General features: G+C 64.8%; 15 protein-coding genes. 12 read left to right on the top strand and 3 right to left on the bottom strand.

Annotated elements, in window-relative coordinates; translation table 11 throughout:
* Positions 1 to 248 precede the first annotated feature (248 nt).
* Positions 249 to 623 carry a DUF488 domain-containing protein gene (locus SNOV_RS06535; protein ID WP_013166126.1) on the top strand — a complete coding sequence of 125 codons (375 nt, stop codon included), beginning with the start codon at positions 249 to 251 and terminating at the stop codon, positions 621 to 623.
* Positions 624 to 933: 310 nt separating this feature from the next.
* Here SNOV_RS06535 and SNOV_RS06530 read toward each other — a convergent pair whose 3' ends face one another.
* On the bottom strand, positions 934 to 2,130 hold the full coding sequence (locus tag SNOV_RS06530) for a cupin domain-containing protein (protein WP_013166125.1): 1,197 nt from the start codon (positions 2,128 to 2,130) through the stop codon (positions 934 to 936).
* A gap of 488 nt (positions 2,131 to 2,618) precedes the next feature.
* Between SNOV_RS06530 and SNOV_RS06525 the strand changes: the two genes are divergently transcribed.
* The 4 genes from SNOV_RS06525 to SNOV_RS06510 all read left to right on the top strand — a co-directional run bounded on the left by SNOV_RS06525 (position 2,619) and on the right by SNOV_RS06510 (position 5,040).
* Positions 2,619 to 3,461, top strand: a complete 843-nt coding sequence (locus tag SNOV_RS06525; protein ID WP_013166124.1) for an alpha/beta fold hydrolase — start codon at positions 2,619 to 2,621, stop codon at positions 3,459 to 3,461.
* A gap of 347 nt (positions 3,462 to 3,808) precedes the next feature.
* Positions 3,809 to 4,192, top strand: coding sequence for a fluoride efflux transporter CrcB (gene crcB, locus SNOV_RS06520; protein ID WP_244412885.1), 384 nt, complete (start codon positions 3,809 to 3,811; stop codon positions 4,190 to 4,192).
* Between the two features lie 84 nt (positions 4,193 to 4,276).
* Positions 4,277 to 4,678 carry a fluoride efflux transporter CrcB gene (gene crcB, locus SNOV_RS06515; RefSeq protein WP_013166122.1) on the top strand — a complete coding sequence of 134 codons (402 nt, stop codon included), beginning with the start codon at positions 4,277 to 4,279 and terminating at the stop codon, positions 4,676 to 4,678.
* 11 nt (positions 4,679 to 4,689) lie between these two features.
* Entirely contained in the window at positions 4,690 to 5,040 is a 351-nt protein-coding gene (locus SNOV_RS06510; protein WP_013166121.1) for a DUF190 domain-containing protein, read from the top strand.
* Positions 5,041 to 5,086: 46 nt separating this feature from the next.
* Here SNOV_RS06510 and SNOV_RS06505 read toward each other — a convergent pair whose 3' ends face one another.
* Entirely contained in the window at positions 5,087 to 6,016 is a 930-nt protein-coding gene (locus SNOV_RS06505; RefSeq protein ID WP_013166120.1) for an AraC family transcriptional regulator, read from the bottom strand.
* 101 nt (positions 6,017 to 6,117) lie between these two features.
* Between SNOV_RS06505 and SNOV_RS06500 the strand changes: the two genes are divergently transcribed.
* From SNOV_RS06500 to SNOV_RS06475, 7 genes are all read left to right on the top strand, one after another.
* Positions 6,118 to 6,555, top strand: coding sequence for a nuclear transport factor 2 family protein (locus SNOV_RS06500; RefSeq protein WP_013166119.1), 438 nt, complete (start codon positions 6,118 to 6,120; stop codon positions 6,553 to 6,555).
* Between the two features lie 39 nt (positions 6,556 to 6,594).
* Positions 6,595 to 7,611, top strand: coding sequence for a quinone oxidoreductase family protein (locus SNOV_RS06495; protein WP_013166118.1), 1,017 nt, complete (start codon positions 6,595 to 6,597; stop codon positions 7,609 to 7,611).
* A gap of 52 nt (positions 7,612 to 7,663) precedes the next feature.
* A complete protein-coding gene (locus SNOV_RS24380) occupies positions 7,664 to 7,867 on the top strand; it encodes an SDR family NAD(P)-dependent oxidoreductase (protein ID WP_081440944.1) in 204 nt (67 codons plus the stop codon).
* Complete coding sequence (locus tag SNOV_RS06490; protein ID WP_041782045.1) at positions 7,773 to 8,117, top strand: aldehyde dehydrogenase family protein; 345 nt, start codon at positions 7,773 to 7,775, stop codon at positions 8,115 to 8,117. The genes SNOV_RS24380 and SNOV_RS06490 overlap by 95 nt, the downstream gene beginning before the upstream one ends.
* 97 nt (positions 8,118 to 8,214) lie before the next feature.
* Complete coding sequence (locus SNOV_RS06485) at positions 8,215 to 9,045, top strand: SDR family NAD(P)-dependent oxidoreductase (protein WP_013166117.1); 831 nt, start codon at positions 8,215 to 8,217, stop codon at positions 9,043 to 9,045.
* A gap of 58 nt (positions 9,046 to 9,103) precedes the next feature.
* Complete coding sequence (locus SNOV_RS06480) at positions 9,104 to 9,886, top strand: carbon-nitrogen hydrolase family protein (RefSeq protein ID WP_013166116.1); 783 nt, start codon at positions 9,104 to 9,106, stop codon at positions 9,884 to 9,886.
* 169 nt (positions 9,887 to 10,055) lie between these two features.
* Complete coding sequence (locus SNOV_RS06475; protein ID WP_013166115.1) at positions 10,056 to 12,137, top strand: putative bifunctional diguanylate cyclase/phosphodiesterase; 2,082 nt, start codon at positions 10,056 to 10,058, stop codon at positions 12,135 to 12,137.
* 730 nt (positions 12,138 to 12,867) lie between these two features.
* On the opposite strand, the gene SNOV_RS24375 is transcribed toward SNOV_RS06475, so the two are convergent.
* A complete protein-coding gene (locus tag SNOV_RS24375; RefSeq protein WP_144295957.1) occupies positions 12,868 to 13,761 on the bottom strand; it encodes a hypothetical protein in 894 nt (297 codons plus the stop codon).
* Between the last annotated feature and the right edge of the window lie 42 nt (positions 13,762 to 13,803).

Below are 13,803 nucleotides of genomic sequence, written 5' to 3'. Positions count from 1 at the left end.
TCATGTTGCCCCTACCATCCGAGCGAGAACCTTTCGCGCGGCGGCATCACGCGTGGAACAGTCCGATCTCCGCCCGACAGTCAGCTCGAGAGAAGCGAAAATTTCTCTAGGCGACATTGTCAATAATCGCGTCATTCGATCTGGTAATTACTCCTCGTAAATATTGCTTATGCTTCAGCAAATTGATTGATCCGGCGATACGTAAACGTGTGGTCGGCACCGATCAATTCACTTGCGGAGATGCTCGCATGACGTCATCTGAGCCAGACCTCCTGATGAAGCGCGCCTATGAGCCCGCGCGTCCCGACGACGGCGCTCGCGTCCTCGTCGACAGGTTGTGGCCGCGAGGCGTGCGGAAGGATGACCTGAAGCTGACCTTATGGCTGAAGGACATTGCGCCGAGCACCGAGCTGCGGGAATGGTTCGGGCACGATCCGGCTCGGTTCAAGGAATTCGCGCGACGGTACCGCGAGGAGTTGCGGGCGAATGAAGGTGCGCTCGCGCCCCTCGAGCAGCTCTTGGGGAGCGGCCGGGCCACGCTGATCTACGCCGCACGGGACGCCGATCACAATGAGGCGGTGGTTCTCGCCGATTATCTTCGCGAGCGCTTCCGAACGGGATGAAGGCAGATCGGGCGGCGGTGGCTTTGCCCCTCGACCCACGGCTGCCTGCTGGACACCGTAGGTCTCGCCCCGCTTCGCCGGGAATGTTCTGTCGTCAGTTCGGCAGCGCGAAGGGTAACGGAGCTATGCGGCGCGCGCGGTTGCCGGTTGAAGCTCTCAAGCGACGCGGACGATGAGACGGGACGCACCGTGTCGACGTCCGTCCGCGCTCGTGCAGGCGTGTGGCGACGCCACTGCGGATGACCGGCGGGGTAGCTTCAGCCACCACCGCCTTCACCGGCGATCAGGAGGAGAGCCACGAAACCGGCCTCTACCGCAAAAGCGGGCGGTCCCCGGCGGGAATCCTGCTGATGTCCTGGTCGCTGAGATTGGTGTGCGACCGTACGGTTTGTGAAGGCAATGCGCGGAGCCACTGGTTGAGAGAAATCTGCTGGAATTCCGGGGCCGCGAACATCTCGAGGAATACGAGATCCTCCTCGCCGGTATTCTCGATGTAGTGGCCCGCCATGTTCGAAACGAAACCAACGTCGTTCGCGTTGAAATCCATCGTGCGGGCGGCTTCCTGACCTGGGAATACCGTCATGCGGCCCTTTCCCTTGATCCAGTACTGCCATTCGCTGCCATTGGGGTGCCAATGGAGCTCCCGAAGGCAACCGGGCCTTACCGTCACGATCGCGGCCGTGATCTTGGACGAAGCCGGAAAATTGCGGGAGTCGATGATCTTCACAGTTCCGGCCTCGCCTTCAAAGGTGGGCTTCATCGTGCCCGTCTTGAACGTATAGGAGAGCGACGGCCGGGAAGCATGGCGTGCGACCTCGACGATCTCTTCGTCGAGCGACTTCTCCGGTTCATTGCTTCGAAAGATGTAGAGCGGCTCGCCCTTGGGCAATTTCCCGATCGCGTCGGCGTCCAGGCCGCAATTTCTCTCGAGGATTTCCGGGGGCGTGTGTTTCAGCCAGTCCGACAACAGGAGCGTACTCTCCTCGGAGAAGTCGCCCTGATTGAAGACCAGCAGGAATTCGCAGCCCTCATCTCCCAATGCCTGGATCGAGTGTGGGGCGCCCGCAGGGAACAACCAAAGATCGCCGGACGCGACGTCATCGACGAACATCGCCCCTTCCGGCGTGAATACGGTCACGCGAGCCCGTCCGCTCAACATGATCGCCCACTCATCGGCGAGATGCCAATGGAGTTCACGAAAGCTCCCCTTGGCAAGGCGCATGTTGACCCCGGCGATCTCCGTGGAGACCGGCAGTTCCCGGGAAGTGACCTGGTGCGTCCATCCGCCCTCCTGAACGCGTCGATGCGTCAGATCGAAGGAGTACCAGAATGGCTCCACGACGCCGTGATCCGTCGGTGGCGGCACATCGGCGTTTGGGTTGAGCTTGGCGAGAGCCTCGTTGGTCGGGCCCGGGTTCACCGCTGAATCATCGTGTTCGGCGCGGAAGGTCTGGTCTGACAGGGAACCGAAAAGACCGTCGGAAAGAGGCGAGCCTTCTGTAGACATGTTCCATCCTCGTTGGTCACCGGGTTGGTCGCGGCCAGGACGTTCTTCAGGCCACGTCATCTGGCGAAAGCGGTGCACGCACGTCCCAATTGGGCCACGAAGCCCCTGAAAGGCTGCACACGCTAGTCGTCGGACGGAGCGACAATGTCACCGAGGGTATCGGATGGGTTCGGCGTCCATCAGCTTTGTCGACCGACACTTGAGTACTGTGGTGGCCGCGATGATTCCTGGCGAGTTTATTTTCGTTAATTCTGTCTACCTATTTCGGAAGACGGGACCAGAGGCATCCAGGAAGGTCCGTTGTTGTCGCTTACTGTGCAGTCGGTCCAACCCCGCGCCCTAAATTTTAACAATCTTTAACTGGCGACGCGGCCAGTTTCTGTCGATCGTCTCGTCCGCCAGATCGGCCCAGCCGATGCCGCGCCGCCGATCGGGGCGCGTCATCGCACGGCTTGGCCTTGCTGAGCAGTCGCCTAGGGAGCAGAACCATGCGCAATGGCTACGTCACCACCAAGGACGGCGTCGAGATCTTCTACAAGGACTGGGGTCCCAAGGACGCCCAGCCGATCTTCTTCCATCACGGCTGGCCGCTGAGCTCGGACGACTGGGACGCCCAGATGCTGTACTTCCTCGGCGAGGGCTTCCGCGTCGTCGCCAGCGACCGCCGCGGCCATGGCCGTTCGGCCCAGGTGAGCGAGGGTCATGACATGGACCATTACGCCGCCGACGCCAGCGCGGTGGTGGAGCATCTCGACCTCCATAACGCCATCCATATCGGCCACTCGACCGGCGGCGGTCAGGTCGCCCGCTACGTCGCCAAATTCGGCCTGCCGCAGGGCCGCGTCGCCAAGGCGGTACTGGTAGCCGCCGTGCCGCCGATCATGCTGAAGACCGAAGCCTATCCTGGCGGCCTGCCGATTGAGGTGTTCGACGGCTTCCGCGCCGCGCTCGCCGCCAACCGTGCCCAGTTCTACATTGATGTCGCTGCCGGTCCGTTCTACGGCTTCAACCGCGATGGCGCCAAGGTCTCGCAGGGCGTGATCGACAATTGGTGGCGCCAGGGCATGATCGGCAGCGCCAAGGCGCATTATGAGGGCATCAAGGCCTTCTCCGAGACCGACCAGACCGAGGACCTCAAGGCGATGACCGTCCCGACCCTCGTTCTTCAGGGCGATGACGACCAGATCGTCCCCCACAAGAACGCCAGCGCGCTGCAGGCCGAGTTGCTGCCGGACGCCACGCTCAAGGTCTATCCCGGCTTCCCGCACGGCATGCTCACCACCCATGCCGACGTCATCAACCCGGACATTCTCACCTTCATCAAGGGCTGAACCATCGACCGCAGACGATGAGGTCGCGAGCGGTCAGCCTACCGGGCCACTCGATTGCAACTAGGCTGTTGAACGAGTCGGCCCTTCGACCGCACGACCTGCTCGAAGCCGTCCCTCTCCCCGCATACCGCCGGGTCCGTCGCTTGGCTTCTCGCAAATGGCTTTTCACCGCGACGGATCACCGGTCACGAAGCGAACGTGAAAATACCCGCAACGAACGATCCGTCGAGGAAAGGAATGATTCCCTTTGTCGAAATCATCGGTGCGTTCGGGGAAGAACCGGTCGGTGGAGCCGCTAGAACCATTCATGTTGCCAATGGCCGGAGACGCCAGGGATGCTGGGAGCCGTGACCGATCTCATCTGGGTGGCGCTGGGCAGTTCGCTCGGCGGACCGGCCCGCTACTTCCTCTCCGGGCTGATCGACCATCGTCTCGCTACGACGTTTCCATGGGGCACGATCGTGGTGAACATCAGCGGCGCGATGATGATGGGCGCGCTGGCGGCAACCGCCGCGGTCAAGGGGCTGCTGCCCCTCCCCGCAGCATGGGAATTCGCGGCGGTCGGGTTCATGGGCAGCTACACGACCGTATCCTCGTTCAGCCTGCAGACGTTGATGCTGGCGCGCGACGGCGACTTTGCTCGGGCGGGCGCCAATGTGGGCATCTCGCTGATCGCATGCTTCTCGGCCATCGCCATCGGCTTCGCCGCCGCGACGTCCGTGCTGTCGTAGGCGCGCGCCATGGATAATCCCGCTCCGACGCGAGAGAGCCCAGGTCATCCCTCGGCTACGCGGAGGCTTGTCCCTTCGGTTGCCATGGGCGCGACGGCCGAGTTGTATCTGGCGGTCAGCGCCGGGGCCGTTCTCGGATCGGTGGCGCGGGCACTTGTCGCGATCGTGGCGGTGGCCTACCTGGGCGACGCCTTTCCGGTCGGCACGCTGTTCGTCAACGTCGTCGGCTCCTTCGTCATCGGCTACTTTGCCGCCCTTACCGGTCCGGGCGGGCGCATAATGGCCTCCACGCGCCTGCGCCAGTTCGTCATGACGGGTTTCTGCGGAGGCTTCACGACGTTCTCCACCTTCAGCCTGGAGACGCTCATGTTCATCAGGAGCGGCGACGCCCACCTGGCGGCGGCCTATGTCTCCGTCTCCATCGTCACCTGGCTGCTCGCGGTGTGGCTGGGTGCCACGCTCGCGATGCGCTTCAACCGCATGTGAGGGACCTAATCATGCAGGTGCCGACGCAAGCCATGCTGCTTCGGATATTCATTGGCGAGGACGATCGCGCCGAGGATCGACCGCTCTATGAGGCCATCGTGCTGAAGGCGCGCGAGGCAGGACTCGCCGGGGCAACCGCATGGCGAGGCGGCATGGGCTTCGGAAGGTCGAGCGTGCTGCACACCATGAAGCTTCTTCGCCTGTCCGAGGACCTGCCGGTGATCGTCGAGATCGTCGACGCCGAGACGAAGATCAGGGCCTTTCTCCCGACACTGCAGGGCCTGCTCGACGGGGGCCTCGTGACCATGGAGAAGGTCGAGGTTCTTAAATACGGGTCGGATGGGTCAGCGATCGATCCCTGACGACCGCGCCGCAAGAGCCGACGACCTCGCGACTAGTTGCGCGCGCTCATGCGAACGCCGCTTCTCGTACCGCTTCCTTCCGGAAGGCACCCGGTGTCCGGCCGGTCTCCTTCTTGAAGGCGCGATTGAACGCCGCCAACGACTCGTAGCCAACGCTGCGCGAGACCTCGGCGAGGGCCGCGCCCCGCTTCCGGATCATCCTCGTTGCACGGTAGATGCGCCAATGGGTCAGGTAGTCGAGCGGCGTCCGACCGACGACCGCCTTGAACCGGGCGGCAAAGGCCGAGCGCGACATTCCCGCCTGTCGCGCCAGAGTTTCAACGGTCCAGTCACGCGCCGGCTCCGCATGAATCGCCTTGATCGCGTGCGCCAGGTTGCGGTCGGCGACCGCCCCCAGCCAGCCATGCGTGGGCCCCTCCGGATGCGATGCGAGTGCGCGGATGGCGTGCACGAACAACAGCTCGAACAAGCGGCTCGTGACGGCCTCCGAGCCGAGCCCGGGCGCCTCCGTCTCGGCAGCGAGCAGCTCGAGAACCGACTGGAAGGCCAGCGATCGGTTCTGGTCCAGCTTCAGGTGAAGCAGCTTCGGCAGGACATCGAGGAGCGGCTGCGCGTCGAGCGCATCGATCTCGAAGGCGCCGCTGACGAAGGTGGTGAGCGCACCACCCCCGCCGAGCTCGATGCGGTGACCGACGCGCAGCTTCTCGACGTCGACGCAGTCGATCATCTGCGAGCCATCATGATCGAACAGGCGATAGGGCACGTCGTCGAGCATGATGAAGACGTCGCCGCTGCGCAGCGGAATGGGATCGAAATTCCTCCCCGCCGTGAGGATTCCCGAGCCTCGCACCACCAGCACGAACTTCACGGCCTGCTCGCCCTTGGACACGAAGCCCCAGGGCGCCGTCGCGTCGAGCCGGGTGAAGCTCGCCTTGCGGATGCGCATCTGCGTGAAGATTTCCGTCAACGGGTCCATGTCCGGCACCTGTTCTGGACGATAGAGCAATAACTCTGGCGCATCGATATCTATTCGTTCCACTGCATCGGAGCAATATGTGTCGCAGAAGGAGACCAGCAATGGATGCGACCAGAGACGACATCGAGCAGGTTCGGCGCGCCAAGGCACGCTACGCCCGCTTCCTCGACACCAAGGATTGGGATGGGTTCGCCGCGCTCTTCGAGCCGAACGTGCGGGTGCGCATGTTCGACCCGGCGGGAAACATCATCGTCTCCCATGACGACCGCGACAGCTTCGTGGAAGCCGCGCGGGTCGGGCTGGAAGGCGGACAGTCCATCCATCAGATGCACAACGACGAGATCGATCGGGTTTCCGAGGACGAGATTTCCGCGATCTGGTCGATGGAGGACATGATCATCTTCCGCCCGGGTTCGGTGGGACCGGGGCGCATGCATGGCTACGGCCACTACCATGAGCTCTGGCGCCGCGGCCCCGACGGTTGGCGCATCGCGCGTCTCGAGCTTCGCCGCACCATCCTCGAATTCACCGAGAAGTAGGAGGCGGCGATGACGGCAACCCCTCTTCCCGCCACGACGATGCGGGCGCTCGTCATGGCGCGCGCCGGAGGGCCGGAAGTGCTCGAGCTGCGCGAGATCGCGCGCCCGAGCTTCACGGCCGATACCGACATCCTCGTTCGCGTGAAGGCGGCGGGCATCAATCCCGCCGATTGGCAGAACCGCAAGAACGGCGCGGTCTATGGCGACGGGCCGAGCGGCGCCTTCACGATCCTCGGGATCGACGGCACCGGCGTGGTCGAGGCGGTCGGCGCGGGCATCACGCACCTCAAGCCGGGCGACAAGGTCTGGTATGTCGACGGCGGTTATGCGGGTAATTTCGGCAGCTATGCCGACTACAAGGTGCTGAACGGCCATTACGCGGCTCGCATGCCCGCGAGCCTCGGCTTCGTCGACGCCGCCGCGCTGCCGACCGTCGCGCTGACCGCGTGGGAAGCCGTGTTCGACAAGGCCAGCGTCCGACCGGGTGACTTCGTCCTGGTCCATGGCGGCGCCGGCGGCCTCGGGCACATCGCCATCCAGTATCTGCGCAAGTTGGGCGCGCGTATCGCGGCGACGGTCTCGAGCGAGGCCAAGGCGGAGTTCGTCCGCTCGCTCGGGGCCGAACTCGCCATCAATTATCGCACTGAGGATGTGCTCGCCGCCCTCCGTGGCTGGACCGGCAAGGAAGGCGCCGACACCGTCTTCGACTTCGTCGGTCACGAGAACTTCGCGCGCAGCTTCGATCATGTGGCGCCCTTCGGGACGCTGGTGAACACCGTCGTCTCGGCATGGCCGTCGGGGACCAACGCCGCCGCAGAGTGGAACAATCTCGACATCCGTTTCGTGAACATCGGCCAGCCGCAGATCGCTCGCGATCACGCGCGGCGCCTGCGCGCGGCGGAAATCCTCACGCGCGTGGCGGAAATGGTCGATCGCGGCGAGCTTCGGCCTCGCGTCGACCGGGTCGTTCCGTTCGAAGGCGTGGGGGCCGCGCATGATGCCCTGGAGGCGGGCGAGACGCTCGGCCGGGTCGTCTTAAACGTGACGCTCTCATGAGGACATCCAAGCCCGTCGTCCCCCTAAAGGCCGGGCTAACAGGAAGAGAGACATGGATCTGCAACTTCACGGGAAGCGGGCTCTGGTGACCGGCTCGACCGGCGGCCTTGGGGAGGCAATCGCAAAGATGCTTGCCGCCGAAGGTGCGGCGGTCATCGTTCATGGACGCGATGACCGTTTTTGCCGACGTGCACAACGAAATGGATATCGCGCGCGAAGAGATCTTCGGCCCGGTCCTGGTGCTCATCTCATATGAAACGGATGCGGAAGCGGCGAACCTGGCGAACGACTATCCCTACGGCCTTCAAGCTTATGTTTTCTCCCGCGAGCGCGAACGAGCCCTGCGTCTCGCCGACCGGCTACACGCCGGAAGTATCTTGGTGAATACGATCCGACCTGATCTCCTGGCCCCATTCGGGGGTGTCAAGCAATCGGGCCTCGGCCGCGAATTCGGGCTTTTCGGGCTGGAGTCGTTCCTCGAACCCAAGTCGATGATCGTCGAGTGAACATGCTCACCGCCCGCCGCCGCCTCCACGAACATCAAAGCGCTGTCGGAGAACGAGACCGGATCACTCCGCGCAGTCGCGCACAAGGAAGAATGTCATGTCCCGTCAAACCTGGTTCATCACCGGCGCCTCCAGCGGTCTCGGCGCCGCCATCGCGAAGGCGGCGCTGCGCGCGGGCCACCGCGTGGCCGCCACCGCAAGAGACAGCGCACGTCTCTCAAGACTGGCCGAGGCCGGAGGCGAGCGAGTACTCGCCCTCTCCATGGATCTGACCGTGCCGGATCAGATCGAGGCGGCCGTCGCCGCCGCCGAGAGCTGGAACGGCATCGACGTGCTCGTGAACAACGCGGCGCTGGGTTATCTCGCCGCCGTCGAGGAAGGCGAGGATACCAAGATCCGTACTCTCTTCGAAACGAACGTGTTCGGCCTGGCGCACACCATCCGTGCCGCCCTTCCGGGCATGCGCCGTCGGGGAGCGGGCACGATCATCAACGTGTCGTCCTTCAACGGCGTCGTCGCCATGCCCTCGCTCGGCTATTACAGCGCCACCAAGTTCGCCGTCGAAGGGCTCACCGAGGCCCTGGCGCAGGAGGTCGCACCGCTCGGCATCAAGGTGTTGGCCGTCGAGCCCGGAGGCATCCGCACGGGCATCGTCGAACGCAACCTGCGCAGCCCGCCAATCGACGCCTATCGCGAAACCGCCCACGCGATCATCGACCTTCTCGAGAACGACAGGGATGGCACGCTGGCTCCCAGCGATCCTGATCGCATCGCCGACATCCTCGTCCGGCTGGCGGAGACCGGCGAGATGCCGCGCCGCCTCATTGTGGGCGCGGACGCCTGGGCCGGGATCACTTCCGCACTGGATGCGCGCCGGGCCGAGTACGAGGCCTGGAAGGACCTGGCGCACGCCACGTCCTTCGCGTGACGACGGGTCGCTCGGCTGCCCGGCCGCTGCCTCATCAATCGGCAATGGGAACTCAGGAATGACGCGTATCGGGTTTGTGGAATGGCCGGACGGGCTGCTTCCAGAGGGCGCGGCGTGGGACCGGATCGCCAGCGATTTGGACGAGGCGCGGCCCGACGTGCTGGTGACCAACGAACTGCCCTTCGGCGAGTGGATCGCATCCGCGCCGATCTTCGATGCCGCCGCTGCCGCGGTGAGCGTCGAGGTTCATCAGCGCGGCGCGGAGGCGCTGCTCGGGCTCGGCATTGCGACCATCGTGTCCTCGCGTCCCGTCTGGGAAGGGGATCGCCTCGCCAACGAAGCCATCGTCATCGAGCAAGGCCGGGTACGTGCCGTTCACAGGAAGCAGTATTTCCCCGCCGAGGCCGGTTGGCACGAGACCGAGTGGTATGGAGGGGATTCCTCGGGCTTCGAGACTGCCACCATGGGCGGACTTACGGCCGGGGTGCTGCTGTGCACCGAACTGATGTTCAACGAACATGCCCGCGCATATGGCCGCGCCGGAGCGAGCCTGATTGCGGTGCCGCGCGCAACGGGCACGGACCAACGATCGTGGCAGATCGCTGGGGCGATGGCCGCTCTCGCGAGCGGTGCCTTCGTAGTCAGCTCGAACCGGGCGGGACGGGCGAGCGCAAACGGCCCGACCTTCGGCGGGCAAGGATTTGCCTTTGCTCCCGGCGGGTGCCTGATCGCGACCACGTCCCCGGAACGTCCGCTGTCCATCATCGAGCTGGATGTCCAACGATCGGCCGAAGCCCAGGCCTCTTATCCGGTGTATGTCGCGGAGTTGCCTCGGGGATAGCAATCAAGCAGCGCGGCGACCACTTTGGCCGCGCGCCCTGCGGGCTAAATCTGGCCCTGGCGCGTCGCTCGCAACCGATGGCATCCGTGGTGTCACCGATGGGATGGCCACTTCCCCACCGTTAGGTGATGATGGCGAGAGTGAGTGCCGACGCGGGGAAGGTGTCTCAATGACGATGCAGAGGCGGGTGCGCAGGGCGGTACTGCTGTTCCTGTTGGCCGTCGTGCTGTTGTCTTCCCTCGCGGGAGCAGTGCTTTACGAAATCGACACGGAAGCGGAAGACGTCGAATATAACTGGATACCTGCCATCCGCATCGTCTCGGGCATCGGCGATCAGGTCCGCGCCCTTGATATGGATCGGGCCGTTTCGGCAAGAACCGAGCACGCTGGGGCGTCGATCGAGGATGCTGAAGCAAAGCGGGCCGAGACGATCGAGGGGCTGCTCCGGGAGTTGGAGGCCGTGCCTCCGGCGACGGTCGTTCCCGCCGCTCGCGTCCGGGTGGAGACCGCGGTCCGCGCCTTCGTCGCGTCGGCGAGCGCGGCCACGGCGAGCACCGGTTCTCCGCAGGGAGGCGGAGGCGAGGCAACCGCGCTTTACGCGGCAGCCGACAAAGCCCTCACCGAGCTCTCGGCCTTCCTCCACGAGCAGGCTTATGTTCATGCGAACCACGTCGATGAAGCCGTCGACTTCGCGGGACTGCTGCTTGTTTTGAGCGTTCTCGCGTTTCTGGCAGTGGCGCTCGAGGCAGGTCGGCGCTTCAACAGGCACATTATCGGCCCCCTTGATGAGCTGGGCCGTGCGCTGGAAGGTCTCTCGCGGGGCGATCGGGATGTTCGCATCGGCTTCCAGGATCGCAGGGACGAGATCGGCGATCTCGCCCGCGCCTGCGTGGCCTTCCGCGACAGCCTCCTTTCCCTTTCGCTGTCCGAAAAGGCGCGGGAGAAGGCCGAACTCGAACGCGAGCATGTCGCCGGTCATGACCTGGTCACCGGCCTGCCGAACAGAGCCACGTTCACTTCGCTGCTCGGCTCCGCCCTTGCTCGGGGCGGTCAGAACGCGTCGACATACCTGCTGGTCATGGCCGTGGACGGCCTGAGATCGGTCGCGGAGCTGCACGGCGCCGCGGTCAGGGACGAGATGGTGCGGGAGATCGCGAGACGTCTGAAGGCGGAAGCGCCGCAGGAAGTCACGGCGCGCCTGGAAGGGGGTCTGTTCGGCGTTTTCACGGTGGGGTCGAGCAGATCCACGGCGGGGGCGAAGCGCCTCGCCGGGAGGCTGTTGGAGGCTCTCGATCGGCCGATCGTCGTCGGTCCCGCAACCTTGGAACTGCGAACCCGCATCGGCATATCCACCCACCCTGCGGACGCACGCTCCGCCAGCGAGCTTGTCCGGCTCGCCGAGCTCGCGCTGAGCCGCGGCGCGGAGGGCGCACGCACGATACTCTTCGAAGCGAGGATGGACCGGGAGCTTCGGCTCGAAGCCGCCATGGAGGCCGACGTCAAGGCGGCCGTGGCGGGGGAAGCGATGGTCCCCTGGTTTCAGCCGGTCGTGGAGACGGCAACGGGCGTTATCTTCGGCGTCGAGATGCTTGCGCGCTGGCCCCGGGAGGGCGGGGAGATCGTCGGCCCCGGGGAATTCATACCCGTGGTCGAGCGGCTTGGCTTGATGAACGAGTTGACGCTCTCGCTCATGCGCCAGGCCTTCCGGTCCGCCCGTGACTGGCCCCGGGACATCCACCTGGGCGTCAACTTCTCCGCGTCCCAGCTCAACGAGGGAACGCTCCCGCCGCGTCTCCTGAGCCTGCTGCAGGAAGAGGACTTCGATCCCCATCGGCTCGAGGTCGAGGTGACCGAGGACGCCCTGCTCAACTATGAGGGCGCGGCCATGAACGCCCTAAACACGCTTCGAGAATTGGGCGCCTCTCTGGTCATCGACGATTTCGGCATGGGCTATTCGAGCTTCTCCCAGCTTAGGACACTGGCCTTCGACCGGCTGAAGATCGACCGATCCTTCGTGCAGGGGATGCGAGGCGAGCTCGACGGCCGGATCGTGGACGCCATGATCGGCCTGGCATCCGGACTCGGCATCGATGTCGTGGCCGAGGGCGTCGAGGAGGAGTGGATGGCGCGGCTGCTCGTCGAAAAGGGCTGTCGCTTTGCCCAAGGCTTCCATTTCGCGCGCCCGATGCCGGCCGATCGGTTGGCCCGCCTCCTGGCCGGAGGCCGACCCCTGCCCGCTCCTGCCGATTAGGACGACCAAGACAGCCATGGCCGCCTTTCTGAACGACCAGCTCGATTTCATCTTCTTCTTCTACGGATTGGCCTTCCTATTGTTGGGGGCCACGTCCTGGGCGATTTCCCGGCGCCGCCCGGACGAGCTCCCGTGGACGATGCTGGCAGCCTTCGGACTGATCCACGGCGTTGGCGAATGGCTCGATCTCGGCGCGCTCATCCTCGGCGACAGGCCGACCTATGCCGCCGTTCGGATCGGCGTGATGACGGCCTCCTTCGTCTTCCTGGCCGAGTTCGGCAGGCTCCAGTTGGGAGGCTTGGCTCCGAGGCGCTGGGTCTATCTTCCCGTCATCGGACTGGTCGTCGTCACGGGCTACCTGGCCGGACTGACGGAGGCTGGCGTCGCCTCCCGTTACACGCTGGGCCTGTTCGGATCGCTTGCGGCCAGCTGGGCGCTGGTTCGCCTCACTGAGCGCCTCTCCGGGACCGGCGGGTTCCATGCCCGGGCGGCGGCGCTCGCCTTCACGCTTTATGGCCTCGCCACCGGCGTGATCGTGCCCGAGGCCCCCTTCTGGCCCGCGAGCGTCGTGAACTACCAAGCCTTCGCGGACCTTACTGGAACTCCGATCCAGCTCATTCGCGGCCTGCTTGCCTGCTGGATCGCACTATCGGTCTGGGCGCTGTGGGGTCAGCACCTCGCCTCCGAAGTCTCGTCGGAGAGCTTCACGGCCTACCTGCGCAGGCAGTTCCTATGGGCTTCCGGCATCATGTTCGCGATCCTGCTGCTGGGATGGCTGCTGACCGAGCGGCTCGGCGTCGTCTATCGCCGGAACGTGGAGATCGAAGCCGCCATCGACATCGATCTGCTCGCGAGCCGTCTCGCCGGGGAGATCGATGTCGCCGGCGCCCTGGTCAAGGTTCTCGCGGCAAGCCCGATCATCAGGGAGGCACCGGAGCAAGCCGAGGGACAGCTGCTCGCCCAGGCCAATGAGATACTGGCAGTATATGTCGAGGTTGGCCGTGCGCAGGCGGGATATCTCCTGAACGAAGGCGGCGCCACCGTGGCATCGGCGGGTCCCCTTGCGCACCGACCCGCAAGCGAATTCGTGGGCGCAGCACACGATGACAGGGCTGTCGAACCTTCCGCCGGTTTTCTCTTCGATGCCGCCACGAACATGATCGTCCATTTCACGCGGCAACCGGTCCTCGGCGGAGAGGGCCGCGCCGTCGGCGCCGTAGCGCTCGTGGTCTCCATCGAGGGGTTCGCGGGTGACCTGGCGGGTTTGAACAGGCCCTACTTCTTCGTCGACCCGCATGGCGTCGTGATGATGTCGAACGTCTCCGAGGCCGTGAACCGCACCCTTTGGCCGCTCAACCCGGCGACGCTGGCCGAACGGGCGAGCCTTGCCGCACTCGACCTCAAGCCGATAGGCAGCGCCGAGATGGAGGACGCCGCCTGGGTGAACTTCGAGGGATCGCGGGACTATGTCCGCAGGCGGTTCATCGCGGGGACCGATTGGTCCCTCATCATTCTCAAGCCCACGCGGCAAATCTTCGCGACGCGCTTCGTCGGCATCGTCATCACCCTGCTGACTGCGATCGTCGCGCTGATGTACCTGCTGGGAAAGGAGCGATGGATGCACGAGGCGTGCCCAAAGGGAGACCCAGTCGAAGCTTCAAGGCCT

The organism is Ancylobacter novellus DSM 506, assembly GCF_000092925.1.
Taxonomy (GTDB): domain Bacteria; phylum Pseudomonadota; class Alphaproteobacteria; order Rhizobiales; family Xanthobacteraceae; genus Ancylobacter; species Ancylobacter novellus.
Note: the sequence above shows the minus strand (reverse complement) of the source record. Positions and strands in the feature narration are given on the sequence as shown.